Consider the following 23,851-nt stretch of genomic DNA (forward strand, 5'->3'; position numbering starts at 1 on the left):
CGGCACCTGGCCGCCCCTGCGCCGCCAGGGTTCCGGACCTGCCTATTTGCCGGTGGCGGACCGCCTCCTGCCGAACACGAAGTACCCCATGGGACCGATGAAGTTAACAAAGGACGCGGCCCGCCACGCAACCTTGGGGCCGTTGATGAGCTCGGCGGGCCGGCGCGAGATGTCCCGCTGGGCGGCAACCAGCAGGGATACCTGCGCCACGGCGCCGAGGATGGTGCCCGCCTTGCGTGAAGGCGACATCTCTTTCCACGTCTTCTTCTGCCTGCCTGCGTGGGCCTTGTTCCTGCGGCTCCTGTTCAGTGCCATCTTGTTCGGGGCCTTGCTCTCGTTCCGGGCCATCGGGCTTCCTTTCGCTCTGGTGGTTGTTCCAGTCCAATGTGTCCGGTGCAGGCCTGACCAGAGTCTTAGTGCCTGTAGGGCGCCATCCGGTCTTTTTGTTCCTGGGTAATCCGCTGCACCCGGCCGGTGGCTTCGTCCACGAACGCGAGGTGGCTGCTGGCCTTCACGCAGTCCTCCCTGGTGACAGGGTCCTGGAGCAGGTAGTGGATATCGAAGCTCGCGCCTTTTACGGCACCAATCCACACCTGCACCACCGCCGGCACGTTGCGGTACTCCAGCGTCCTGACATACCGGATCTTGTGGTCCACCACCAGCGCCAGGGTTCCGTCGGGGACGTCGTTGAACAACGACACGGGAGGTTCGATCCCCGGAAGCCCTGCTCCCCGCGGTGGCCCGAAGGCCGCGATCCTCGCTTCCTCCAGCATCCGCACAATCTGGACGTTGTTGATGTGGCCATAGGCGTCCATGTCACCCCACCGCATGGGTACCAGGACTTCGATCCTCTGGCCGCCGTGCACGCTCAGCTGCGCACCGCCGTCGAATCATCCGCGGTCTCCCCCGCGTCCGCACCCGCAAACTGGGACATGTAGAGGCGATGGTAAGCACCGCCCGCCCCCAGCAGCACCTGGTGGTTGCCCTGTTCCACGATTCGTCCGTTCTCCATGACCAGGATCGTATCGGCATCGCGAATGGTTGAGAGACGATGCGCGATCACGAAGCTGGTCCGGTCCGAGCGCAGGGCCGCCATTGCTTTCTGGACCAGGAGTTCGGTGCGGGTGTCCACGGAACTGGTGGCCTCGTCCAGGATCAGCAGCGATGGGTTGGCCACGAAGGCGCGGGCGATGGTGATCAGCTGCTTTTCGCCGGCGCTTACGTTGTTGCCCTCTTCATCGATGACGGTGTCATAGCCCTCGGGCAGGGCCCGGACGAACCGGTCCACGAACGTTGCCTTGGCCGCCGCCATGACCTGTTCCTCTGTGGCCCCGAGGTTGCCGTAGCGGATGTTGTCGTAAATGGAGCCGCCGAACAACCATGCGTCCTGCAGGACCATCCCCACCTTGGAGCGCAGCTCGGAGCGGCTGAGGTGGGTGATGTCCACGCCATCCAGCAGGATGGACCCGGAATTGAGCTCATAGAACCGCATCACCAGGTTCACCAAGGTGGTCTTGCCTGCTCCGGTGGGACCGACGATCGCCACGGTGTTGCCGGGCTCGGCAGTAAAGGAGAGGTTTTCGATGAGCGGCTTGTCCGGGGTGTAGCTGAAGGTGACGTTCCTGAAGTCGACGTGCCCGTCGGTCTTGGCCGGCAGGTGTTCGGTGGCGGTCTCCTGGTCCTGTTCGTCGGCGTCCAGGAATTCGAAAACTCGTTCCGAGGACGCCACCCCGGACTGGAGCATGTTGGCCATGCCGGCCATCTGGCCCAGCGGCTGGGTGAACTCGCGGGAGTACTGAATGAAAGCAGTGGCATCGCCCAGGGACATGGCCCCGGATGCCACGCGAAGACCGCCCACTACGGCGATGCCCACATAGCTGAGGTAGGAAACGAACTGCATGACGGGGAAGATGATCCCGGACACGAACTGCGCCCCGAAACTTGCCTTGTAGAGCGCCTCGTTGCGTTCCTCGAACCGTTCCAGCATGTCAGCGTCCCGGCCAAAAACGCGCACCAGGTCGTGGCCCGAGAAGGATTCCTCGATCTGGCCGTTCAGTGACCCGGTGTTCTTCCACTGGGCAGCGAAGAGTTTCTGGCTACGGGCACCGATGATGCCTGCTGCCACCCCTGACAGCGGCAGGGCAACCAGGGCGATCAGGGCAAGCTGCCAGGAAACGATGAACATCATGATCACGATGCCCACCACGGTCAGCACGGAGTTGACCAGCTGTGCAAACGCCTGCTGGAGTGCCTGCTGGATGTTGTCGACATCGTTTGTCACCCGGGACAGCACGTCGCCGCGCTGGCGGGTGTCGAAGTAGTTCAGCGGCAGGCGGTTCAGCTTGGTTTCTGTGTCGTCGCGCAGCCGGCGGATGACCTTCATGACGATGCGGTTCAGGACGTACCCCTGCAGCCACATGAAGATGTTCGCCACGAAGTACATCAGCAGGACGATGGCAATGAGCATGGTGAGCTTGTCGAAGTTGATGCCGGTGCCGGGCACCACCTCCATCCTGGACAGCATGTCCGCGAAGTTGTCCTGGCCCTGCTGGCGCAGGCCGGCAACAAACTGTTCCTTGCCCGCGCCGGCGGGCAGTTGTTTGCCCACCACCCCGGCGAAGATGACGTCCATGGCCTGGCCCAGGATCTTGGGGGCAATGACGTTGAGGACCACGGAAATGACTACAAGGCCCACCACTGCGGAGATGCCCGGGGCCTCGGGCTTCAGCAGCCCCATGAGCCGTTTGGCGGAAGGCCAGAAGTGCTGGGCCTTCTTGGCGGGCATGGCGCCGAACATGCCGCCGTCGGCTTCGGTGGGTTGGAATTCATCCTCGATGAAATCGTCGTCCGACGGCTTTTGCGTGGCGGGCTGGGCCTCCCCCGGAACAGGCTGGGCGGTCAGCAGTATCTCCTCTACGGGAGCGGCGTCCTTCTTCCGGAGCCTCATGCCACTTCCTCCACGCTCAGTTGGGATTCGACAATTTCCTGGTAGGTGGGCGACGTTTCAAGGAGTTCCTCGTGCGTGCCGCGGTCCACGATCCGTCCGTTGTCCAATACCAGGATCTGGTCAGCCCCGGTGATGGTGGAGATCCGCTGGGCCACGATGATCACCGTGGCGTCGGTGGTGGTGTCCTTGAGTGCGGCACGGAGCCGGGCGTCGGTAGCGACGTCCAGTGCGGAGAAAGAGTCATCAAAAAGGTAGACGCGCGGCTTCGTGACGAGGGCCCGGGCAATGCAGAGGCGCTGGCGCTGCCCGCCGGAAACGTTGGTGCCGCCCTGGGCGATCCGGGAATCCAGCCCGTTTGTCTTCTCCCGGACAAAGGAGTCGCCCTGGGCCACCCGGAGGGCATTCCAGAGTTCCTGGTCTGTTGCCTCGGTCCTGCCGAACCGCAGGTTGTGCGCAATGGTTCCGGAGAACAGGTAGGGACGCTGCGGGACCAAGGCCACGCGTTTGGTGATTTCGGCACGGTCAAGTTGGTCCACGGGCACTCCGTCCAGCAGCACCTGGCCCTCCACGGGGTCGTACAGCCTCGGCAGGAGGGACAGTAGAGAGGTCTTGCCGGCGCCCGTTGACCCGATGATGGCGATCGTCTGCCCGGGACGGGCAGTGAAACTGATGTTACTGAGAACCGGAGACTCGGCGCCCGGGTAGGCGAAGGTGACGTTGCGGTACTCCACCACGCCGGCGAGCGAGGCCGGCGATTGCGGATGCCTGGGCTCGTGGATGGAGGGTTCGACGTCGAGCACCTCACCGATGCGGTCGGCGCACACTGAGGCACGCGGGATCATCATGGCCATGAAGGTGCCCATCATGACGGCCATCAGGATCTGCAGCAGATACTGCAGGAACGCGGTCAGCGATCCCACCTGCATGGCGCCGGCGTCCACCCGTTGCCCGCCGAACCAAAGCACGGCGGCGGTGGAGAGGTGCAGGATCATGGTGATGGCCGGAAACATCAGGACGAACAGGGCGCCGATGCGGAGCGACACGTCCGTGAGCTCCTGGTTGGCAGCGCCGAAACGTTCCGTTTCATAGGGTTCCCGCACGAACGCACGTACGACGCGGATGCCGATGATCTGCTCGCGCAGTACGGCGTTGATGCGGTCGATCTTCCGCTGCATGGAACGGAACAGCGGGATAAGCCGGACCACCAGGTAGCCCACCACCACGCCCAGGAGCGGCACTGACACCCAGACAAGCCAGGACAGGTTGAGGTCCTCGCGGAGCGCCATGACGATGCCGCCTATGCACATGATGGGTGTGGCCACCATGAAGTTCAGCCCCATGAGCAGCAGCATCTGCACCTGCTGGACATCGTTGGTGCCGCGGGTGATCAGGGTGGGAGCTCCGAATGCGTTCACATCCTTGGCCGAGAAGCTGGTGACCTTCCGGAAGACTGCGCGGCGCAGGTCCCGGCCCACTGCCATGGCGGCCCTGGAACCGAAGTAGACGCCGGCGATGGCCGCAGCCACCTGCGCCAACGCCACCAGGAGCATCAGCGCACCCGTGCGCCAGATGAAATCGGTGTCTCCACGAGCCACCCCTTCATCGATGATCTGCGCGTTCAGGCTGGGCAGGTAGAGCGCGGCGATGGTGGATGCGAGCTGGAAAATGACGACAGCCAGGATGTACGGCGCATAGGGCTGGGAATAGCGCCGTATCAGGGTGAGGAGCATGGACCCAACTCTAGTGACGACCACCGACAATGGTCCCCCTGGACAACAATTTCCCCGTGGAAATCCTGCACGGAACGCACGGCTGCACCGGCCGGGGCCACGGCCTCCCACCACGCAGGAAAGCCGCGGTCCGACGCCGGAAATCATCCGGCGCGGACCGCGGCCGTCACGTTGATGCAGTCAGCCTGGCCGGCCTGCGCAGCCTGGCTGCGCACCCGGTGGGACAGCTGCTGCCGACTACAGCCCCTGGCTCGAATCCACAGCGGAACCGGCGCCCGGCTCTGCCGCTGGCTGGACCGCGGCGCTGTGCCTGCCGTGGCCGACCAAGTACAGTGCCGCGGCAGCCTGGAGTTTCCGTTCCTTCAGGAGCTTGCGCTGCAGCCTGCTGAGCTCTGCCGCCGTGGCGGCCTGCTTGGCGGCCACCTCCCGCTGGGAGCGCAGCTGTTCCTGGATGTCCAGGACCAGGCTGCCCAGTTCCGCCTGCTGGCGCGCCAGCAGGTGCTGGGTTTCCTGCAGTTTCTGCAGCGTGGCCGCGGCACTGGCAACCGCGTCCGCAGCCTTTTCAACGCTGTCAGCGGTTCCCAGGCCCAGCCCGTCGGGGCTGCCCAGCCCCTCGGAGCTGAAGCTGCGTGCGAACACTTCCTCAAAGTCCTCCGTGGCCAGCCGGCCGGATGCCGCGGCGGCTGCGGCAGCACCGCCGTCGTACCTCTTGGCGGGTGCAGCGGCCGAGCCTGCGCGGACTGCACTGCGGCCAGTCATCGCGGCGGGAAGGTCCCCTTGCGGGGCGTTGCCGGAGACCATGGGCAGTTGGCCGGTCATCGCCGTCATGCCCGCTTCGCCGGCCGCGTTTGCCTGAAGGCTGGCTTCCGGGGTGATGTCGACGGTCTTGCGCAGCGGCACTTCCTTGATGAAGATCACGGCGATCAGGGCAACCGCGCTGACTACTGCGGAGATCATGAAGATGCCCGCCGTGGCGTCGCCGTAGGCAGCGCGCATGACGTCGGCGACCGGCGCGGGAAGGTCTGCCAGGTCCAGGCTGGCACCGCCGTTTCCGCTGGCCGGGATACCCAGCTTCGCGAGCCCGTCAGTGGCAAGGTCTTTGACGTGGTTGGACATGACCGCGCCCAGGACGGACACGCCAATGGCGCCGCCGAAGGAGCGGAAGAAGGCGACCGAGGCACTGGCTGAACCGATGTCCGTGGCACGGACGGTGTTCTGGACCGCAAGGACCAGGTTCTGCATCAGCATGCCCAGGCCCACGCCGAAGACCGCGGTGTAGAGCCCTGCCAGCCAAAGATCGGTGGTGTGGGTCAAGGTTCCTGCCATCGCCAGGCCGCCGATCAGCAGGATGGTGCCGCCGATGAGGAACCGCTTCCACTTGCCATAGCGGCTGATGAGCTGGCCGGAGACCACGGAGCCCACCAGGTTGCCGGCGATCATGGGCAGCGTCAGCAGGCCGGCTTCGGTTGGGGTCGCGCCGCGGGCCACCTGGTAGTACTGGCCCAGGAAGGTGGAGGAGCTGAACATTGCAACGCCGACGGCAACCGAAGCCACGATGGCCAGTGCGGTGGTGCGCTCGGAGATGATCTTCAGCGGGATGATCGGCTGGGACACCTTGGACTCAACCAGCACCAGCAGTGCGAGCAGGAGGACGCCGCCGCCCACCATCACCACGGACTGCCAGGACCACCAGTCGTAGTAATCGGGGTTGCCGGCGAAGGACACCCAGACCAGGAGCAGGCTGACGCCGGTGGTCAGCAGGATGGCACCCAGCCAGTCGATCTTGGCGGGACGCTTGACGTGCGGAACCTTGAGCGTGATCTGGAGCAGGATCAGCGCGACGACGGCGAGCGGCACGCAGACGAAGAATGTCCAGCGCCAGCCGAGTGAGCTGTCCACGATGAAACCGCCCAGCAGCGGGCCCCCGGCGGTGCCGACAGCCATGACGGCACCCATGTAGCCGGAGTACTTGCCGCGTTCGCGGGGCGGGATGATGGAGCCGATGATGGCCTGGGCGAGGGCCGTGAGGCCGCCCATGGCGATGCCCTGGATGACACGGGCGGTCAGCAGGAACGGGATGTTCTCGGAGAAGCCGGCCATGACGGATCCGGCCACGAAGATCACGATGCTCAGCTGGACGAGGACCTTCTTGTCGAAGAGGTCGGCGAGCTTGCCCCAGATGGGGGTGGTGGCTGCGTTGGCGAGCAGCGCGGCCGTGATGACCCATGCGAAGTCCGTCTGGGTGCCCTTGAGCTCGGACATGATGGTGGGCAGCGCGTTGGCCACGATGGTGCTGCTCAGGATCGCGGTGAAAAAAGCGGCCAGCAGGCCGGTCAGGGCCTCCATGATCTGGCGGTGGTTCATGGGGGCGCCGGGTTCGTGGCGCTTGGATTGCCGCGATTCCTGTTTGGCGGTGCGTTGGCGCTGGCGCTCCTGCTCCTGGTCCGCGGCGGCGGTGACGTTAGCCATTGATGGACTCCTGCGTGTGATCGTTGATGGTCCCGGCCGCCCTTGCCCGGATGGAATTCTTCAGGGACGTGGTGAGCTTGTTCAGCATCGCGGCCGTGGCCACGGCGTCGTCCTCATTCCAGTCGGAGAGGTAGGCCTGCAGCGTTTCCGCCCGGTGCCGCACCAGCTCCGCCAGCTTCTCCTTGCCCCTGGGGGAAAGGGCCAGCAGCTGGGCGCGGCCGTCGTCCGGGTCCGGAGTCCGCAGCACCAGGCCCGCGTCCGCAAGCTCGGCCACGTGCCGGCTGAGTACCGGAGCGCTGACCCCCAGCCGTTCGGCGAGGTGCGCGGCGCGGGTTTCCCCTTCGCCGATGAACTTGAGCACGCCTTGGAGTGCGATGCCCGTGTCCTGACCTTTGACGTTGACCATGGTGACGCAGCGCAGTGCGCGCTGGAGGTCATAGATATGGCTGACGAGGTCGGCTGCGGTGGCCGGTGCGACAGACATGATCCTCCCTAAAGAATTAGTTGCTGCAAGCAACTGTAACAGAAAAAGGTTGCTTAGGGAAACGAATTTCTTCTGTTGGGCCGTTAAAGCACAACGCTCCCCCCATTTCCGCGGACTGCAGGAAAGGGAAGGAGCGCGTGACGCCGGGTGGCGGTTCAGGTGGCCAGGTGGGTGGGGCCAAACATCTTCAGCAGGGTCTCAACGACGACGACGTTGGGGCCGTCCGCAGCGAATCCGGCCCTGAGCGCGTCCCCCACGTCCCCGGTAGCCACCCGGGTGGCAGGCACGCCAAAGGATTCCGCGAGCTTCACGAAGTCCGGGCGGGCGAGTTCGGTGGCGGTGGCCTTGCCGAAGGCACCCACCATGTACTCGCGCAGGATGCCGTAGCCGCCGTCGTCAACAATCAACCAGGTCACCGGGACATTGTGCTGTTTAGCGGTGGCAAGCTCGGCAATGGAGTACATGGACGAGCCGTCGCCGGAGACCGCAAGCACCCGGGCAGGTTTGCCCACAGCTTCCAGCCCAACGGCCGCGCCAATGGCTCCGGGAAAGGCATAGCCCAGGCCGCCCGCGCCCTGGGCCGAGTGGAACTGTCCCTGCCGCGCGTCCCAGCAGGACCAGCCCCAGTACGCAGCGATGGTCATGTCCCAGAACGTCTGCATGTCCGCTGGCACCGCCTCGCGGATGTCGGCCATGAACTTCAGTTCCTTGGCCAGGTCCTGCGATTCCAGCCGGGCCCGGACCTTGGCGAGGGACTCCCTGACAAGATCTTCCGGGGTGCTGCCGTGCCAGTCCGGCGTGGTTGTCCTGCCCTGTTCGAGTGCCTCATCCAGGGCGGCCAGCGCCTGGCCTGCATCGGCCCGGATGCCCAGGCCCGGCCGGTTGGACTCCAAAACCCGTGGTTCGGCGTCGATCTGAATGATGCGGCCGCGCGGCTCGAAGGTGAAGTAGTTGGACGTAACCTCACCCAGGGAGGAGCCGATCACCAGCAGGACGTCCGCATCCTCCAGGACGTCGGTCATGTACCGGTCCTCGATCCAGGACTGCAGCGACAGCCCGTGGTTCCAGGGGAACGCGCCGTTGCCGCCGGGGGTGCAGATCACCGGCGCCCGCAGTTTTTCGGCAATGGAGAGCAGCGACTTCTCCGCCTTGCCGCGCCGGGTACCGCCGCCAGCGATGATGGCGGGGCGTTTGGCCGCTTCCAGCCACTTCACGGCCTCGCGCACCAGCTCGATGCGCGGCGGGTTGTCCGCCGCCTCGGCCAGGGCGTCCTCCACGGGTGGCACCATGATCGGATCCAGCAGGACGTTTTGCGGGATCTCCAGCCATACCGGGCCCTGCGGCGACGAGATGGCCTCCGTCCAGGCATCCTGGATCGCGGACGGGATGCCGGAGGCGTGCTGGATCAGCCGCTGGCTCTTGGTGACGTTGGCCGCGGAAGCCTTCTGGTCATCAAGCTGATGCAGCATGCCCTTGCGCCGCGCACCCAGGCCTTCCAGCGGAATCTGGCTTGCCACCACCACCATGGGCACCCCCGTGGCGTACGCCTCCTGGAGTCCGGCCAGCGACGTCAGCGCGCCGGGGCCGGTGGACAGGAACAGCACGCCCACTTCGCCGGTGGCGCGGGAGTAGCCGTCCGCGGCGAACGCGCTGTTGTTCTCCACCCGGGAGGAGATGAACTGCAGGTTGCCGCGGCCCATGGCGTCGAAGAGTCCGAGGGCATGCTGTCCAGGGATGCCGAAGACGGTCTTCGCCCCCAGCGCCTCGAGGGTCTCGACGACCAGGTCGCCGCCGTTCCGCACGCCGCCAGCCTGGATCGGGACGGGTGCACCCAGTTCCGTCATGGCCCTACTCCTTGGCGGCTGCGGCGAAACCGGCGGGGCGGCGGGCTTCCCGCCCCAATGCTTGGGCCTGGTAGCCGGTGTCGGCTCCGAAGCGGTCGCCGGGCGTGGCATTGTCGGCCATGAGGGTCACCAGTTCGTAGGCGACGTGGCTGGCGGCGACGCCCGTGATCTCAGCGTGGTCGTAGGCAGGTGAGACCTCCACGACGTCGGCGCCTACAAGGTTCATGCCGCGGAACCCGCGGATGATTTCGAGGAGTTCGCGGCTGGTGATGCCGCCGGCCTCGGGGGTGCCGGTGCCCGGGGCGTGGGCAGGATCGAGGACGTCGATGTCCACGGAGATGTAGAGCGGGCGGTTGCCGATCCGGTCGCGGACCTTGGCCACGGTTTCCAGGACGCCCTGGTAGTAGACGTCCGAGGAGGTGACGATGCCGAACCCAAAGCGGTGGTCGTCGTCGAGATCTTTCTTGCCGTAGAGCGGACCCCGGGTGCCGATGTGGCTGATGGCTTCGGTGTCCAGGATGCCTTCCTCCACCGCGCGGCGGAAAGGCGTGCCGTGGGTGTATTCGACGCCGAAGTAGGTGTCCCAGGTGTCCAGGTGGGCATCGAAGTGCAGCATGGCAATGGGTCCGCCGGCACGCTCGGCGGCGGCGCGCAGCAGCGGCAGCGCGATGGTGTGGTCCCCGCCCAGGGTCAGCAGTTTGCTCCCGGCGGCCGTGAGGTCCAGTGCGTTCTGCTGGATGGTCTCGATGGCTTCGTTGATATTGAACGGGTTGACCGCCATGTCCCCGGCGTCGGCCACCTGGATGTTCTCGAACGGGCTGACGTCCCAGGCAGGGTTGTACGGACGCAGCAGGCGGCTGGCCTCACGGACGTGGTTGGCGCCGAAGCGGGCGCCCGGCCGGTAGGAAACCCCCGAGTCGAAGGGGACGCCCACTACGGTGACGTCGGCCTTGTCCACCTGGTCCAGGCGCGGAAGGCGGGCATAGGTGGCAGCTCCGGCGTAGCGGGGGATCCGGGATGAATCGATGGGGCCAAGGTTGCCGTTGGCTTCAATGCGCAGCTCTTCCATTGGAGGCCTCTCCTTCGAGGAGTTGAGGGGACGTCTGTGACTGCCATCATACACCTTGGTTTTCCAATGAGCATCAAGTGTTTACCTTTGCGTCCTTCCAATGGGCATGCCAGCGTCACGCAGAGCACGCTTTGGGCAGGCGGGAGCGGAAGGATGCCCTCGTTTGCAGGCGTGCGCGGGCGCAAAGCCGGCGAAAGGATGCCCTGCGTGACGCCGGGCCGGAGCAAAACAGGGCGGCCGGCCGAGGGCTACCGGCTGGCGGCGGGCACCAGGACCCAGAGCACCTCGACCGGCTTGTCCGTCATGTTGACCCAGGTGTGGGGTTCGCGGCCGGGGAAGGTCACCGTATCCCCCGTATCGAGGTCATACTCCTCGTTGGTGAGGATCAGCTTGATGGACCCTTTGATAACGTGCAGCACATCCACGTCGCAGTCCACCGCATACAGCTCAGACTCCCCGCGGCCGTGCGGCTCGATGACCGCCTGGATAATCTGGACGCGGCGTTCGGAGCGGGCGGTCAGCAGCCGCTCCACGATGCCCTGGCCGCCCAGTGAAATGCGGGGCCCGTCGTTGCGTTTGGTCAGGTGGGTTTCCGGGGCCGCGAAAAGGTCGCCGATGGAAATGGACAGCACCTGGCAGAGCGTCACCAGGGAAGCCACGGAGGGAGAGGTAAGGTCCCGCTCCACACGGCTGAGGAAGCCCTTGGTGAGCCCGGTGGCCTCGGCAACCTGCTCGATGGTGAGCCGCTGGGACTGCCGGGCGGCCCGGATCCTGGAGCCAATGGCTACGGGAACGTTGCTCGGCTCAACTGGCAGTGCCTTCATCTACGAACCTTTCATGGCCGGCAATCCGGCTCCACTCTGGAGCCATACTAATGGGCGCCGGTTTTGTGACGCGCCCATGCCACACGGGTGGAAGCGGGCCGTTTCCACCCCTGACGGCCGCAGCCGTCACAGCCTAGTCCTTGGAAACCTCTGTTGCCTATAGGGCAATAGAACACCACTCCCGTCTTCCCGCGGCGCTGAAGGGCATTTGCGCCAACGAGCCCATTTACTACGGCCTCATCGCCTCGGCCGTCGTCTACGTCGCGGACTCGCTGCTCAGCCACCCCACCGATCCCGGGGTGATGCGCGCCTGGCACCTCCGCATTGCCGGCCAGGAGCAGGACGGAATCCCTGAGGAAGTCCTCGCCGGCCTCTGAGCTTGTCAGGCAACAGCAAAGACGTAAGGCACGACGACGGCGCCTCCTTTCGCATCCCGGCGAAAGGAGGCGCCGCCGTCGTAAGTCCTGCTTTCCTTGTCCCTACCCCTCGGTGTCCCGCGGCTCGTCGTCATCCAGCGGGACCTCGCGGTCCTCGGCGTCGATGACCACCGGCGGCGCCTGCACCACCGGCTCTTCCTCGTCGATGGACTCGTCCTCCGCGTCCCAGTCCGCATCGTCTACCGGTGCATCCTCGGCGTAATCGTAGGCGGGATCCGCCTCGACGGCGTCCAGGTGCGGCATGTCCGGGTGCTGTCCGGTGGTGCTCATGATTCAACCTCCGTATATTCGCCTGACGTGCTCTTTCAGGTAGGGCGCAGCCCGCGCCTCCCCTTCATCACAGCACCGCCCACCTAACGGGTCAATAGCTGCGGCGGTCCGTGGACAGGTGCAAAGCCAGGACGCGGACAGCCGCCGATTTAAGGCAAACCGAAACTTCGCAGCGAGGTTTGCCAGCCAAAAAACCGCGGAAAATCGCAGTAGGCTTGCAGGGCAAAGGCGCGAGTACATGCCCTTTCAAGCCCAGGAGTTACAGTGTCGCAGCACGCCCGGTCCGAATCCCATGCCACGCCCCCGGAGGTCCCTACCGGCCCAAACCAGCCCTCGCCGTCGAACATCAAACGGTGGCGGCAGTACCTGGCCGACGAGCGCGCCGAAGCCGCCGTCTACAGGGACCTTGCACAGAACCGTGAAGGCGAGGAACGGGACATCCTCCTGGCCCTGGCAGAGGCGGAAGGGCGGCACGAAGCCCACTGGCTGGCCCTGCTGGGGGAACACGCGGGCAAACCAAAGCGGGCGTCCTCGCGCAGCCGTTTCCTCGGATTCCTGGCCCGGCACTTCGGCTCCGTGTTCGTGCTGGCCCTTGCCCAGCGCGCTGAAGGCCGCTCCCCCTACGCCAAGGACCCCAACGCCACCGACGCCATGGCCGCCGATGAACAAATCCACGAGGAAGTGGTGCGGGGCTTGGCAACCCGCGGCCGCAACCGGCTGGCCGGCACCTTCCGGGCCGCTGTGTTCGGCGCCAATGACGGCCTGGTCAGCAACCTTTCCCTGGTCATGGGCATGGCCGCCTCCGGAGTGGCCAGCAGCGTGGTGCTGCTCAGCGGCATCGCCGGGCTGCTGGCAGGTGCCATGTCCATGGGCGCCGGCGAATTCATCTCTGTCCGCTCGCAGCGCGAATTGCTCGCCGCCACCCGGCCCACGCAGGTCACGCTGGCGGCCGCGCCCAAGCTGGACCTGGAACACAACGAACTCCTCCTGGTCTACCGCGCCCGCGGGATGTCCCTGGAAGCGGCCGAACACCGGGTGGCCGAGCGTATGGGGCTGCTGTCCTGCGACTGCGATCCCAGCCTGTCCCTGCAGCCGGACCTGCCGGAGGAAGTGGACCAGCACGAGGCTGTTGGTACTGCGTGGGGAGCGGCGCTGTCCAGCTTCTGCTTCTTTGCCTCCGGCGCCATCGTTCCCATCCTGCCGTTCCTGTTCGGCCTGACGGGAGTCACCGCCCTCGTGGTGGCAGGTGCCCTGGTGGGGATCTCCCTCATGACCACCGGCGCCGCTGTTGGCCTGCTGTCCGGCACGTCCCCGCTGACCCGCGGCCTGCGCCAACTCGCCATCGGGCTGGGCGCGGCTGCCATCACCTACCTGCTGGGCCTGCTGTTTGGCACGGCGGTCGGCTAACAGCGTCCCGAATATATAGTGGAGGTTCTCCGGCGGCACTCAGCGCCGCTGGAGGACCTCCACTGCTTCATCCACGGTGTCCACCAGGAAAATGTAGTCCGCCATCGCACGCCCCGCGGCGAGGCTGCGCAGCATGGGCCACGCCGGATACTCCTGCTCCCAGTGGCTCCGCCCCACCAGGACCATGGGTGCCACCTTTTCACGCGCACCGTAGTAGTTTTCGCAGGCATCCTGGAAAATCTCCTGGACCGTGCCTGCGGCCCCGGGAAGGAAGACAATCCCGCCGTGGCACAGTTCCAGCAGGATGGCTTCGCGGATGGCGTTGGCGAAGTATTTGGCAATGTGCGTGGCAAAGTAGTTTGGCGGCTCGTGCCCGTAGAACCAGGTGGGGATGCCGATCGAGGGCGTCCCGCCCGGATGGCGTTCGACGACGGCCGCCGCCGCACGCGCCCACGCCGACACCGAGGGACGGAACCCGGGAACAGCGGCGAGCGCTGAGAGCGCGGCCTGCACGTCGCCGTCGGACGCCTGGCTCAGGTATGCGCCCAGGTTGGCCGCTTCCATGGCCCCCGGCCCGCCCCCGGTGGCCACGGTATAGCCGGCGATGGCAAGTTTCCTTCCCAGCAGGGCGGCCTGGGCAAAGTCCGCGCTGCCCCGCGGCGCCGCATGCCCGCCCATCACACCGACGATTGACCGGCGGGTCCACGTCCCGGTGCGGGTCAGCTCATCCAGGGCGTCTCCGATGGCGTGGTCGTGCAGTGCGGAGGCAAGGGTTGAGTCCACGCGGTGGCGCTGGCCCGGCTGGATGCTCCAGTGGTAGATGCGGGCGTCCGGCAACGCCTCGTAGGGGGACGTGGCTAGCCCGGCGTAGAGCTCGGCCGGTGAATACAGTGCGGCCCGGTAGGGGTCGAAGGGGACGCCCTCGAGCCGCGGAAAGATCAGGGCACCGCGGCTGCGGAGGTTTGCCTCCATGCCCTCGTCAAAGGTGCAGCCCAGGAACAGCGCGCCTTCGACACTGACGTTCTTCAGCGCAGCGGAGCGGCCCCGCAGGTCCAGTGACTGGGCATGCCATCCGTGCAGGTTGACCGCTCCGCCGGCCACCAGCCGGTCAAAGCTGGCCAGGTCCTGGACCTCTAGGTTGCGGGGACGGGGACCAAGGCTGCCGGCAAAATTCATGGCTGCTGCCCCGCGCTCCTCATCATGGAGCCAGCCTAGGCAAACCAGCACGAAAAGCGGGGCCGGACCGTGCCGGTCCCGGCGCCCGGTTGCCAGGGCGCTCTCGTATTGATCGTCAGGAAAAGTCCTGATGCCAGCACTATTAACTTCCATAACGTTCCCTCATGCCTGCAGGCCCTCTTGACCGCGGCAACCGGGCTGCTACGATCGAGGAAGAAAGTATGTCCTATCAAGCGAACATATAGCGGCAAAGTGTCCGCTGGCGCCGCCGCGTGCCGGACGGAGGCGCAGACACCGAAAACGAGGGAACGCACCGTGGCGAACAACCTGGGACTCACAATCGACCGCTCCTCCCCCGTGCCTCTGTACCACCAAGTGGTCCAGGGCATCGAGGCAGCGATCTACAGCGGGGTCCTGGAGCCCGGCAGCAGGCTGGACAACGAGATCGACCTTGCGGCCCAGCTCAACCTGTCCCGGCCCACCATGCGCAAGGCCATGGATGAACTGGTCCGCTCCGGCCTGCTGGTCCGCAAGCGTGGCGTCGGAACGCAGGTGGTCTCCAGCCAGGTCCGCCGGCCCCTGGAGCTTTCCAGCCTCTACGACGACCTCACCAACAACGGCAAGAAACCCACCACGGAGGTGCTGAGCTTCTCGCACCTGGAGGCGGACGACGCCACGATCACCACGCTGCAGCTTCCCGCGGGGTCCAAGGTCTACCACTTCACCAGGCTGCGGCGGGTGGGTGGCAAGCCACTTGCCCTCATGGAGAACTGGGTGCGCGACGACATTGCGGAGATGGACGAGGCCATGCTGGCGGCAGAGGGTCTTTACTCGATCCTCCGCCGCGGGGGCGTGAATTTCCGGTTGGCCAACCAGCGCATCGGCGCCATGAACGCCAACGATTACCAGGCTTCCATGCTGGACACCGCGGCAGGATCAGCGCTGGTCACCATGGAACGCACGGCCGTGGACGACACCGGCCGCCGCGTCGAAACCGGCAACCACGTCTACCGGGCCGATTCCTACAGCTTTGAAATGACTCTCGTACAGCGATAAACCAAGGAGCCACCTCCATGACCAACTGGGTCTACCCCCTGGGCACTGCCGCGGACGGCACATGGGACGTGTCGATCGGAACCTCCGATTCCGCCCTCACCGTGGACGGCTGGGCCCATACGGGACTGAAGGTTGCTACCCTCGCCGCGGGCGCTGCCGTCGAACTTCCCGCCGCGGACGAGGAACGGATTGTGGTGCCCCTCAACGGATCCTTCACCGTGACCGTGGACGGCGCGGAATACCCGCTGAACGGCCGCACCTCCGTATTCTCCGGTCCCACGGACGTGCTCTACTCCGGCATTGGGCGCGCCGTCAGCATCAGCTCGTCCGACGGCGGCCGCGTCGCCGTTGCCACTGCCCCGGCCAAGGCGTCGTACCCCACCCGGCTGGTGCCCGCGGCGGAAACGCCGGTGGAGCTGCGCGGCGCGGGCAACTGCTCGCGCCAGGTCCACAACTTTGGCACGCCGGCGGCACTGGAAGCCGACCGCTTCATCGTCTGCGAGGTGCTTACCCCCGCCGGAAACTGGTCCTCCTACCCTCCGCACAAGCATGACGAGGAGAAGGACGGCGAGACCTCGCTGGAGGAGATCTACTACTTCGAAACGCAGGTTGCGGCCGGGGGTGCCGCACCCGGCGACGCCGACGCCATCGGCTACCAGCGCGTGTATGCCTCGGACGAGCGGCCGATCGACGTCTCCGCCGAGGTCCGCACGGGTGATGTCGTGCTGGTCCCCTACGGCTGGCACGGGCCGGCCATGGCAGCACCGGGGTACGACCTCTACTACCTGAACGTGATGGCGGGCCCCGGGCCCGTGCGCGAGTGGCTGATCAGCGACGACCCGCACCACGGGTGGGTGCGGCAGACGTGGGAGAACCAGGACATCGATCCCCGGCTCCCGTTCGGCGCATAGGCGTCCTTCCAGCCAGGCCGGGCAGGCCGTGACCCGGAAGCTTGAACCAGCGTTGATGGTGCGCCGCTCCTTCGACCCGTCCGCCTAGCGGATGACCAGTTCCTCCGCGGCCTGGACCTCATCCCGGTCACCGCCCCGCTGTTCGCTTTTCCTGGCCCCAGCCGCGGCAAACGCCATGACGGCAAGGCCCAGCAGGGTGATCAGCGCGCCGGCCCAGATGGGCGAGGTGTAGCCGAAGCCCGCGGTGATGGTAACCCCGCCAAGCCAGGCACCCAGGGCGTTGCCCACATTGAAGGCACCAATGTTGGCGCCGGACGCCAGCGTGGGGGCACCGGGGGCGTACTTCATGACCCGCATCTGCAGGCCGGGCACGGTGGCGAAGCCGAAGCCGCCCATGAGTACCAGGGAGATGACCGTCAGGACAGGATTGGCGGCCGTCAGGGCAAAGGCCAGCAGGACGAGGGTCAGCACCGCGAGCACCACGAGCAGCGTCCGGTCCACATTGCGGTCGGCGGCCTTACCGCCCAGGGTGTTGCCGGCAAAGAGGCCCACACCGAAGACGATGAGCAGCCACGGCACGGTGGAAGCGGCAAATCCTGAGACCTCGGTGAGGGTGTAGGCGATGTAGGTGAACGCACCGAACATGCCGCCGAAGCCCAGAATGGTCACCACAATGGACAGCCATACCTGGCCGGACCGGAAGGCGCGGAGCTCAGAGCGGAGGCTGCCCCCTTCTTCCGTTTCACCGGCCGAGGCGGGGACGAGTGCGAGGATGCCCGCGAGCGCGGCCACGCCAATGACGGTGATGGCCCAGAAGGTGGCGCGCCAGCCTGCGGCCTGGCCCAGCAGGGTTCCGAAGGGCACGCCAAGGACGTTCGCCGCCGTCAGCCCGGTAAACATCAGGGCAATGGCGCCCGCCTTCTTGCTGGGCGGGACCATTCCAGCTGCCACCACGGCCCCAATCCCGAAGAAGGCGCCATGTGAAAGGGCTGCGATGACGCGGCCCAGCATCATGGGCCAGTACCCGCCCGCAGTGGCGGAGAGCAGGTTTCCTGCGATGAACAGGACCAGCAGGGCAGCCAGCACGGGTTTGCGGGGGAACCGGGTGACGGCCGCCGTGAGGCCCAGCGCTCCCACCACAACGGAGAGGGCGTAGCCGGAGATGAACCAGCCGGCGGACGCCTCACCGACGCCAAAGTCGGCTGCCACCTGCGGAAGCAGGCCGGCAATTACGAATTCAGTAAGTCCAATACCAAACCCGCCCAGGGCGAGTGCTATCAAGCCAACAGGCATGGGAATGCTCCTTTGAGCTGTGGGTGTGGTTGTCGCGGAGACGGGAAGGCGCCTAAGATAGTTGCAGGCGCGGTATTTATTGTTGCACATGCAAGTATCCCGCGCAAGCAACTATCTCTGTCGGCCGCAAGGGGTGGCCTCTATCCATCCATGAAGGAGCAAGCGTGGGCATCAAGGACGACGCTGTTGAAGTCCGCGCCCAGGGCTGGCGTACCCTGGCAGCACTGCACGGGCTGATCGAAAACGAACTGGAACGCTCGCTGCAGGCGGAGTCAAAGCTGTCGGTGGTGGAGTACACCGTCCTGGACGCCCTCAGCCGGCAGGACGGGTGGCACATGCGGATGCAGCAGCTGGCCCGTGCCACGGCACTGAGCCCCAGTGCCACCACCCGCCTGGTGAACCGGCTGGAGGACCGCGGGCTGCTGACCAGGATCCTGTGCGACGACGACCGCCGCGGCATCTACACCGAGCTCACCCCCAGCGGAAGCAGCCTGCTGGCGGAGGCACGGCCGGTTCACGACGCCACCCTGGAGCGCGCCCTCGAGGAGGCGACGGCTATTCCGGAGCTGGCACCACTGGTTGATGCCCTGCCGCGGCTGCACGCCCGAATGTAAGATTGCCCGCACCAACAGCAACGCCCCGTGAGGATCCTCGCGGGGGCGTTTCGGTGTCCGGACGTGTGGCTGCTCCGGTCAGGGTGCCTGGTCCGGTCAGGGAACGGTGGCCCCGGCGGCCTGCGGCGCGTTGCCGGCGACGTTCTTGAAGTGGTGCTCCAGGTCCTCAAGGCTCTTGTCCTTGGTCTCGGGCACATACTTGGCGGCGAAGGCGATAGCGGCCACGCCCAGGACGGCGAACACGAAGAACGTGTTGGAGATGCCGATGGCGGCCAGCAACTGCGGGAATCCGAACCCGATCAGGAAGTTCACGATCCACAGCAGGAACGCCGACGCGCCCATGCCCAGGCCCCGGATCTTCAACGGAAAGATTTCCGAGAGCATCAGCCAGGTCACCGGGGAGATGGCACCCTGCTGGAACGCCAGGAACGTCACGGTGAGGGCCAGGATGACGAAGCCACGGGCTGTGCCTTCCGGCAGGATCAGCGAGAAGAGGCCGATCAGCAGCAGCGCCGTCGTCGTTCCCACCTGGCCGGTGAGCAGCATCCGGCGCCGGCCCACCTTGCCCAGCAGCCAAATGCCGACGAAGGTAGCCAGGACCGAGATCACACCGTTGGCGATGTTGGCCGTAAGCGCAGCCTCGCGGCCAAAGCCGGACTGCGCCAGGATCTGGGTTCCGTAGTACATGATCGAGTTCACGCCGGTGATCTGCTGGATTACTGCCAGGCCCAGGCCCGCGAAGAAGATCCGGCGGAGCCACGGGATGCCCAGATCCTTCCATGAGCCCATCTTGGACTTGTAGTCCTCCACGGCCATGGCCTTGACTTCCTCGAACTCCTTGCGGGCCTCCGCCTGCGACCGTATGCGCTGCAGCACGCTGAGCGTCTCGCCGAAGCTGCCGCTGGAGGCCAGCCAGCGCGGGCTCTCGGGCATGAAGTTCGTCCCGATCCAGAGCGCGATGGCCGGCAAAGTGGCGATGACCAGCATCCAGCGCCAGATCCCATGGGGCTCCCCAAAAGAATTGCCCAGGTAGGCGTTGAAGACGAAGGCCAGCAGTTGGCCGGTGACGATCATCAGCTCGTTCTGGGTGACGATCCGCCCGCGGCGGTCGCTCGGCGACACCTCGGCAAGGTAGACCGGGACAGTCACGGAGGCGCCGCCCACGGCCAGGCCCAGGACGAACCTGGCCGCGATCATCACCTCGGTGTTCGGCGAAAAAGTGCAGGCAAGCGTGCCGGCGAGGAAGAGGACCGCCAGCACCATGATCATCTTCCGGCGCCCGTTGCGGTCCGCCAGCCGGCCACCGAACAGGGCACCGAAGGCTGCGCCAAACAGCAGGGACGACGTGACCAGGCCCTCGGTGAGCGGCGTCAGCCCGAGGTCCTCCTGCATATACGGCAGCGCACCATTGATCACACCTGTGTCGTAGCCGAAGAGCAGGCCGCCAAAGGTGGAGATGATGATGACGGTGCGCAGGACCCGCTTGTGGTTTCCGGGCCGGCCGGCCGTTTCCTTCCCAGGAACAGGCGCACTCACAGGCTTACCTTCTGGACGTACTGCTTCATGGCTTCCGGGCCGGATTGCCCGGCTGTTTGGTGAAGTACCGCAGCCCGTACGACGCATGGTGGTCAAGAGTGAATTTCACATAAACAGTCCATTGTGGATGAGTCAGGACAGGGACGCAAAAGGGGACGGACGGCTCCGCCCCCTTTCCGGTCCTACTTGTAGAGGTCGGGCTTGGCCGCCAGCTTCACGGCGACCTTTTCGCCGTTCTTTTGCGCTTCAACACCTGCTTCGCAGCACGCGGCGGTGGCGTACCCGTCCCAAGCGGAGGGGCCGCCTATTTCGCCCTTAAGCGCCGCGTCCACCCACGACTGGATCTCGACGTCGTACGCCGGACCGAAGCGCTCCTCGAAGCCGGGAGTGACGTGGCCGCCCCAGCGGCCGGAGCTGCGGGTGTAAGGTCCCCCGTCGCCGCCGATGCTGACGATGCCGTCCTCGAAGGAGGCCTGGGTGGCCACCTCGTAGCCGAACTTGGCGTTGACGTAGATTTCGACGTCGGCCAGGACGCCGGACTCGGTCTCGATCAGGACGTGCTGGGGATCGTGCTGCCCGTTCGGGGCGTTCCGGGTGGGCTTGCCCAGGCGTACCTGGACGCTGGTGATTTCCTCGCCGGTGAAGAACCGGATGGCGTCGAATTCGTGGACCACGGAGTCGTTGATGAGCATCTCGTTCGTGAAGCCGGCGGGGGTGCTCGGGTTACGGTGCTGGTGGTGCAGCATCAGCAGTTCGCCCAGTTCGTGGTTGCGGATGATCGAGCCCAGCGTGGCGTATTCAGCGTCGAAGCGGCGCATAAAGCCCACCTGGATGCGTTTGTGGCCCAGCGCCACCTCGGCCTCGACGATCTTCCAGGAGGATTCGGCGTCGGGAGTGAGCGGCTTTTCGCAGAGGATGGGGATGTCCTTGGCAAGGGCCTTGAGCAGGATGTCCTCGTGCAGGAAGCCCGGGGTGGCGATCAGGACGGCGTTGACGTCGCCGTTGTTCAGGGCCTCCTCGGCATCCGCCAGGGCCACGGCGCCCGGGATTCCTTCAGTGGCGGCCTGGGCGCGGGCGAGGTCGACGTCCACGACGGCGGCAACGTCGGCTCCGTGGATGCGCTTGCTGAGGCGCTGGATGTGGTCGGTGCCCATGCGGCCTGCGCCGATGACGGCAACGCGGAGGGTTCCAGTCATTGTTCTGTCCTTTGTGGTCTCAGTGGCGGGGGTTAGCTGACGGCGGTGCGGGAGCCGCAGGACAGCAGGTAGTTGCGGGTGCGCTTGGCGATCGGCATGGGAACGTCGAAAGCCACCGGGTACATGTCCTGCTCCACGATGCCGAAGATGGGCCGATCCAGGGCCTCCACGGCTTCGACGACCGCGCGGAGGTCCGGCAGGCCGTTGGGCGGTTCGGTCATAACGCCGGCCAGGTTGGCTGCTGCCCAGGTCATGTTTTCCTCGTTGACCTTCCTGAGGATCTCCGGGTTGACCTGCTTCAGGTGCAGGTAGCCGATCCGGTCCGGGTAGTTCTTGATCAGGTCCAGGCTGGAGGCGCCACAGTATTCCACGTGTCCGGTGTCCAGGCAGAGGTTCAGGTACTGCGGGTCGGTGGCGGCCAGCAACGTTTCGATGTCCGACTGCGCACCCACGTGGGAGTCGGCGTGGGAGTGGAACTGCTGCTTCAGCCCGAAGTCCTCCAGCAGGGTCTTGCCCAGGCGGTTATGGCCGGCGAACAGGTCGCTCCATGCCTTTTCGCCCAGCGTGCCGCTTTCCACGGCTTCGCCGGTGACGTCGTCGCGCCACATCGCCGGGATGACCACGATGTGCTCGCCGCCCATGGCAGCGCTCAGCTCAGCCACTTTGCGGGCCGGCTCCCAGGCGGTTTCCCACTGGTCCAGGCCCCGGTGGAAGGCGGTAAACACGGTGCCGGCGCTGACCTTCAGGTCCCGCTGCTTCAGTTCCTCCGCCAGGCGGGCGGGATCGGTGGGCAGGTAGCCGTACGGTCCCAGTTCGATCCACTTATAGCCGGACTCGGCCACCTCGTCGAGGAAGCGTTCCCAGGGGGTCTGCTGGGGATCGTCCGCGAACCACACGCCCCAGGAGTCCGGCGCCGTGCCGATGATCAGCTTGTTCTCTACGTCAGTCATTGCCTGTTCCTTTGAATCGATTGCTCCGCAGTTGTCGTTTTGGTCGTTCAAAACGACAGGTACGGAGCAATCGATGGGTTGTAGATCGGTGTCAGTTGGAGGGGAAGTTGTAGGAGGCGCCTGAGGCGTGGTGGGTTTCGGGCCAGCGGGAGGTGACGACCTTGCCGCGGGTGTAGAAGGAGACGCCTTCGGGGCCGTAGATGTGCTTGTCGCCGAACAGGGATGCTTTCCAGCCGCCGAAGGAGTGGTAGGCCACCGGGACGGGCAGGGGCACGTTGATGCCGATCATGCCCACGGTGACGGAGCGCTGGAATGTGCGGGCGGCGGCGCCGGAGGAGGTGAAGATGGCCGTGCCGTTGCCGTAGGGGTTGGCGTTGATGAGCTTGATGCCGTCTTCGAGGGTGTCCACGCGGACCACCACCAGGACGGGTCCGAAGATCTCCTCTTTGTAGGCGGTCATTTCGGTCTTCACGTGATCGATCACGGTGGGACCGACCCAGAACCCGTCTTCGTGGCCGGGAACGACGAGGTCGCGGCCGTCCACGACCATGGCTGCGCCGGCTGCTTCGGCTTCGGTAACGATCCGGACGATGCGTTCCTTGGAGGCGGGGGTGATGACCGGTCCCATTTCGGCGTCGGGGGCGGTGCCGTTGTTGACCTTGACGGCCAGGGCGCGCTCTTCGACCTTCTTGACCAGCAGGTCGGCGGCGTCGCCGACGGCGACGGCGACGGAGATGGCCATGCAGCGTTCGCCGGCGGATCCGAACGCGGCGGCGGCGAGGTGGTCGGCGGCGTTGTCCAGGTCGGCGTCGGGCAGGATGATGGCATGGTTCTTCGCCCCGCCCAGGGCCTGGACGCGTTTGCCGTGCTTGGTGGCGGTCTCGTGGACGTACTGCGCGATCGGGGTGGAGCCGACGAAGGAGATGCCGTCCACGTCCGGGTGGGTCAGGAGACCGTCGACGGTTTCCTTGTCGCCATGCAGTACCTGGAACACACCGTCCGGCAGGCCGGCTTCCTTCCACAGCTTGGCCAGGAGCAGCGAGGCGGAGGGGTCGCGTTCGGAGGGTTTGAGGATGAACGCGTTGCCGGTGGCGATGGCCATCGGCGCCATCCACAGCGGCACCATCACGGGGAAGTTGAACGGGGTGATGCCCGCAACGACGCCGAGCGGCTCGCGGAAGGAGAAGACGTCGATGCCGGTGGAGACCTGGTCCGAGTAGTCGCCCTTGAGCAGGGTGGGGATGCCGCAGGCGTATTCCACTACTTCCAGGCCGCGGCCGATCTCGCCCTTGGCGTCGGAGAGGACCTTGCCGTGTTCGGCCGTCACCAGCTGCGCGAGGTCGTCCACGTGGGCGGCGACGAGTTCTCGGAACTTGAACAGCACGGCGGTGCGCTTGGCCAGGGAAATGTCGCCCCAGGTATCGGCGGCCTTGCGGGCGGCGGCGACGGCGGTTTCCAGGTCGGCACGGTTAGCCAGGCGCAGTTCGCCGGACACGGCACCGGTGGCCGGGTTGTACACGTTCGCGGTGCGGTCACCCGCGCCAGGAGTCTCGGCTCCGTTGAGAAAGTGGTTGATGACAGTCGTCTCAGTGGTGATGGCAGTCATGGGACTCTTCCTTGAGTAGTGAAAAAGTGTGG

The 23,851-nt window shown here is 65.9% G+C and carries 20 protein-coding genes and 1 pseudogene; 5 read left to right on the forward strand and 16 right to left on the reverse strand.

The window, feature by feature from the left end:
• Positions 1-42: 42 nt before the first annotated feature.
• From J2X98_RS16010 to J2X98_RS16050, 9 genes are all read right to left on the reverse strand, one after another.
• Positions 43-315: a PLD nuclease N-terminal domain-containing protein gene (locus tag J2X98_RS16010; RefSeq protein WP_307310268.1), complete on the reverse strand. Its 273-nt coding sequence runs from the start codon at positions 313-315 to the stop codon at positions 43-45.
• A gap of 98 nt (positions 316-413) precedes the next feature.
• Positions 414-830, reverse strand: a complete 417-nt coding sequence (locus tag J2X98_RS16015) for an acyl-CoA thioesterase (RefSeq protein WP_141943389.1) — start codon at positions 828-830, stop codon at positions 414-416.
• Positions 831-868: 38 nt separating this feature from the next.
• Positions 869-2,947 carry an ABC transporter ATP-binding protein gene (locus J2X98_RS16020; RefSeq protein ID WP_307310106.1) on the reverse strand — a complete coding sequence of 693 codons (2,079 nt, stop codon included), beginning with the start codon at positions 2,945-2,947 and terminating at the stop codon, positions 869-871.
• Positions 2,944-4,677: an ABC transporter ATP-binding protein gene (locus J2X98_RS16025; RefSeq protein ID WP_307310109.1), complete on the reverse strand. Its 1,734-nt coding sequence runs from the start codon at positions 4,675-4,677 to the stop codon at positions 2,944-2,946. Before J2X98_RS16025 ends, J2X98_RS16020 begins: the two co-directional genes overlap by 4 nt.
• 237 nt (positions 4,678-4,914) lie before the next feature.
• Positions 4,915-7,146 carry an MDR family MFS transporter gene (locus J2X98_RS16030; protein ID WP_307310110.1) on the reverse strand — a complete coding sequence of 744 codons (2,232 nt, stop codon included), beginning with the start codon at positions 7,144-7,146 and terminating at the stop codon, positions 4,915-4,917.
• Complete coding sequence (locus J2X98_RS16035) at positions 7,139-7,630, reverse strand: MarR family winged helix-turn-helix transcriptional regulator (RefSeq protein WP_307310112.1); 492 nt, start codon at positions 7,628-7,630, stop codon at positions 7,139-7,141. The genes J2X98_RS16030 and J2X98_RS16035 overlap by 8 nt, the downstream gene beginning before the upstream one ends.
• 155 nt (positions 7,631-7,785) lie before the next feature.
• On the reverse strand, positions 7,786-9,474 hold the full coding sequence (locus tag J2X98_RS16040; RefSeq protein ID WP_307310115.1) for a thiamine pyrophosphate-binding protein: 1,689 nt from the start codon (positions 9,472-9,474) through the stop codon (positions 7,786-7,788).
• Positions 9,475-9,478: 4 nt separating this feature from the next.
• Complete coding sequence (gene speB, locus J2X98_RS16045) at positions 9,479-10,543, reverse strand: agmatinase (protein WP_307310116.1); 1,065 nt, start codon at positions 10,541-10,543, stop codon at positions 9,479-9,481.
• 248 nt (positions 10,544-10,791) lie between these two features.
• The gene (locus J2X98_RS16050) at positions 10,792-11,367 is read right to left on the reverse strand and encodes a helix-turn-helix domain-containing protein (protein WP_141943405.1); all 576 of its coding nucleotides are present in this window, start codon (positions 11,365-11,367) and stop codon (positions 10,792-10,794) included.
• 197 nt (positions 11,368-11,564) lie between these two features.
• Between J2X98_RS16050 and J2X98_RS16055 the strand changes: the two are divergent.
• Positions 11,565-11,744 (forward strand): annotated as a pseudogene (locus J2X98_RS16055) (sodium:solute symporter); the annotation flags it as partial.
• A 102-nt stretch (positions 11,745-11,846) separates the two neighbouring features.
• Here J2X98_RS16055 and J2X98_RS16060 read toward each other — a convergent pair.
• A complete protein-coding gene (locus J2X98_RS16060) occupies positions 11,847-12,074 on the reverse strand; it encodes a hypothetical protein (RefSeq protein WP_141943407.1) in 228 nt (75 codons plus the stop codon).
• Between the two features lie 264 nt (positions 12,075-12,338).
• On the opposite strand from J2X98_RS16060, the gene J2X98_RS16065 reads away from it, so the two are divergent.
• A complete protein-coding gene (locus J2X98_RS16065; protein ID WP_141943409.1) occupies positions 12,339-13,481 on the forward strand; it encodes a VIT1/CCC1 transporter family protein in 1,143 nt (380 codons plus the stop codon).
• A 39-nt stretch (positions 13,482-13,520) separates the two neighbouring features.
• Here J2X98_RS16065 and J2X98_RS16070 read toward each other — a convergent pair whose 3' ends face one another.
• On the reverse strand, positions 13,521-14,657 hold the full coding sequence (locus tag J2X98_RS16070) for an LOG family protein (protein ID WP_141946538.1): 1,137 nt from the start codon (positions 14,655-14,657) through the stop codon (positions 13,521-13,523).
• Positions 14,658-14,972: 315 nt separating this feature from the next.
• Between J2X98_RS16070 and J2X98_RS16075 the strand changes: the two genes are divergently transcribed.
• Together J2X98_RS16075 and iolB are read left to right on the forward strand one after the other, a co-directional pair.
• Positions 14,973-15,713 carry a GntR family transcriptional regulator gene (locus tag J2X98_RS16075; protein ID WP_141943412.1) on the forward strand — a complete coding sequence of 247 codons (741 nt, stop codon included), beginning with the start codon at positions 14,973-14,975 and terminating at the stop codon, positions 15,711-15,713.
• 17 nt (positions 15,714-15,730) lie between these two features.
• The gene (gene iolB / locus J2X98_RS16080) at positions 15,731-16,624 is read left to right on the forward strand and encodes a 5-deoxy-glucuronate isomerase (RefSeq protein WP_307310128.1); all 894 of its coding nucleotides are present in this window, start codon (positions 15,731-15,733) and stop codon (positions 16,622-16,624) included.
• Between the two features lie 84 nt (positions 16,625-16,708).
• Here the strand turns inward: iolB and J2X98_RS16085 are convergent, their stop codons facing one another.
• A complete protein-coding gene (locus J2X98_RS16085; RefSeq protein ID WP_307310131.1) occupies positions 16,709-17,917 on the reverse strand; it encodes an MFS transporter in 1,209 nt (402 codons plus the stop codon).
• A 164-nt stretch (positions 17,918-18,081) separates the two neighbouring features.
• Between J2X98_RS16085 and J2X98_RS16090 the strand changes: the two genes are divergently transcribed.
• Positions 18,082-18,531, forward strand: a complete 450-nt coding sequence (locus tag J2X98_RS16090) for a MarR family winged helix-turn-helix transcriptional regulator (RefSeq protein ID WP_141943417.1) — start codon at positions 18,082-18,084, stop codon at positions 18,529-18,531.
• A gap of 96 nt (positions 18,532-18,627) precedes the next feature.
• Here J2X98_RS16090 and J2X98_RS16095 read toward each other — a convergent pair whose 3' ends face one another.
• The 4 genes from J2X98_RS16095 to J2X98_RS16110 all read right to left on the reverse strand — a co-directional run bounded on the left by J2X98_RS16095 (position 18,628) and on the right by J2X98_RS16110 (position 23,819).
• Positions 18,628-20,067, reverse strand: a complete 1,440-nt coding sequence (locus J2X98_RS16095; RefSeq protein ID WP_307310134.1) for a sugar porter family MFS transporter — start codon at positions 20,065-20,067, stop codon at positions 18,628-18,630.
• A gap of 182 nt (positions 20,068-20,249) precedes the next feature.
• Positions 20,250-21,263, reverse strand: a complete 1,014-nt coding sequence (locus J2X98_RS16100; RefSeq protein ID WP_307310137.1) for a Gfo/Idh/MocA family protein — start codon at positions 21,261-21,263, stop codon at positions 20,250-20,252.
• Positions 21,264-21,295: 32 nt separating this feature from the next.
• Complete coding sequence (locus tag J2X98_RS16105) at positions 21,296-22,213, reverse strand: sugar phosphate isomerase/epimerase family protein (RefSeq protein ID WP_307310140.1); 918 nt, start codon at positions 22,211-22,213, stop codon at positions 21,296-21,298.
• Between the two features lie 91 nt (positions 22,214-22,304).
• Positions 22,305-23,819 (reverse strand): CoA-acylating methylmalonate-semialdehyde dehydrogenase, encoded by a 1,515-nt coding sequence (locus J2X98_RS16110; protein ID WP_307310143.1) that lies wholly within the window; start codon positions 23,817-23,819, stop codon positions 22,305-22,307.
• Positions 23,820-23,851 lie beyond the last annotated feature (32 nt).

Origin of the sequence: Pseudarthrobacter enclensis, assembly GCF_030811655.1 — a bacterium.
Lineage (GTDB): Bacteria > Actinomycetota > Actinomycetes > Actinomycetales > Micrococcaceae > Arthrobacter > Arthrobacter enclensis_A.

Excerpts from the sequence above, each read along its gene's own strand:
- speB (WP_307310116.1), bottom strand. The coding sequence starts at position 10,543 with ATGGAAGAGCTGCGCATTGAAGCCAACGGCAACCTTGGCCCCATCGAT.
- J2X98_RS16110 (WP_307310143.1), bottom strand. The coding sequence starts at position 23,819 with ATGACTGCCATCACCACTGAGACGACTGTCATCAACCACTTTCTCAAC.
- J2X98_RS16070 (WP_141946538.1), bottom strand. The coding sequence starts at position 14,657 with ATGAATTTTGCCGGCAGCCTTGGTCCCCGTCCCCGCAACCTAGAGGTC.
- J2X98_RS16050 (WP_141943405.1), bottom strand. The coding sequence starts at position 11,367 with ATGAAGGCACTGCCAGTTGAGCCGAGCAACGTTCCCGTAGCCATTGGC.
- J2X98_RS16035 (WP_307310112.1), bottom strand. The coding sequence starts at position 7,630 with ATGTCTGTCGCACCGGCCACCGCAGCCGACCTCGTCAGCCATATCTAT.
- J2X98_RS16085 (WP_307310131.1), bottom strand. The coding sequence starts at position 17,917 with ATGCCTGTTGGCTTGATAGCACTCGCCCTGGGCGGGTTTGGTATTGGA.
- J2X98_RS16025 (WP_307310109.1), bottom strand. The coding sequence starts at position 4,677 with ATGCTCCTCACCCTGATACGGCGCTATTCCCAGCCCTATGCGCCGTAC.
- J2X98_RS16010 (WP_307310268.1), bottom strand. The coding sequence starts at position 315 with ATGGCACTGAACAGGAGCCGCAGGAACAAGGCCCACGCAGGCAGGCAG.
- J2X98_RS16020 (WP_307310106.1), bottom strand. The coding sequence starts at position 2,947 with ATGAGGCTCCGGAAGAAGGACGCCGCTCCCGTAGAGGAGATACTGCTG.
- J2X98_RS16105 (WP_307310140.1), bottom strand. The coding sequence starts at position 22,213 with ATGACTGACGTAGAGAACAAGCTGATCATCGGCACGGCGCCGGACTCC.
- J2X98_RS16030 (WP_307310110.1), bottom strand. The coding sequence starts at position 7,146 with ATGGCTAACGTCACCGCCGCCGCGGACCAGGAGCAGGAGCGCCAGCGC.
- J2X98_RS16060 (WP_141943407.1), bottom strand. The coding sequence starts at position 12,074 with ATGAGCACCACCGGACAGCACCCGGACATGCCGCACCTGGACGCCGTC.
- J2X98_RS16100 (WP_307310137.1), bottom strand. The coding sequence starts at position 21,263 with ATGACTGGAACCCTCCGCGTTGCCGTCATCGGCGCAGGCCGCATGGGC.
- iolB (WP_307310128.1), top strand. The coding sequence starts at position 15,731 with ATGACCAACTGGGTCTACCCCCTGGGCACTGCCGCGGACGGCACATGG.
- J2X98_RS16040 (WP_307310115.1), bottom strand. The coding sequence starts at position 9,474 with ATGACGGAACTGGGTGCACCCGTCCCGATCCAGGCTGGCGGCGTGCGG.
- J2X98_RS16015 (WP_141943389.1), bottom strand. The coding sequence starts at position 830 with ATGCGGTGGGGTGACATGGACGCCTATGGCCACATCAACAACGTCCAG.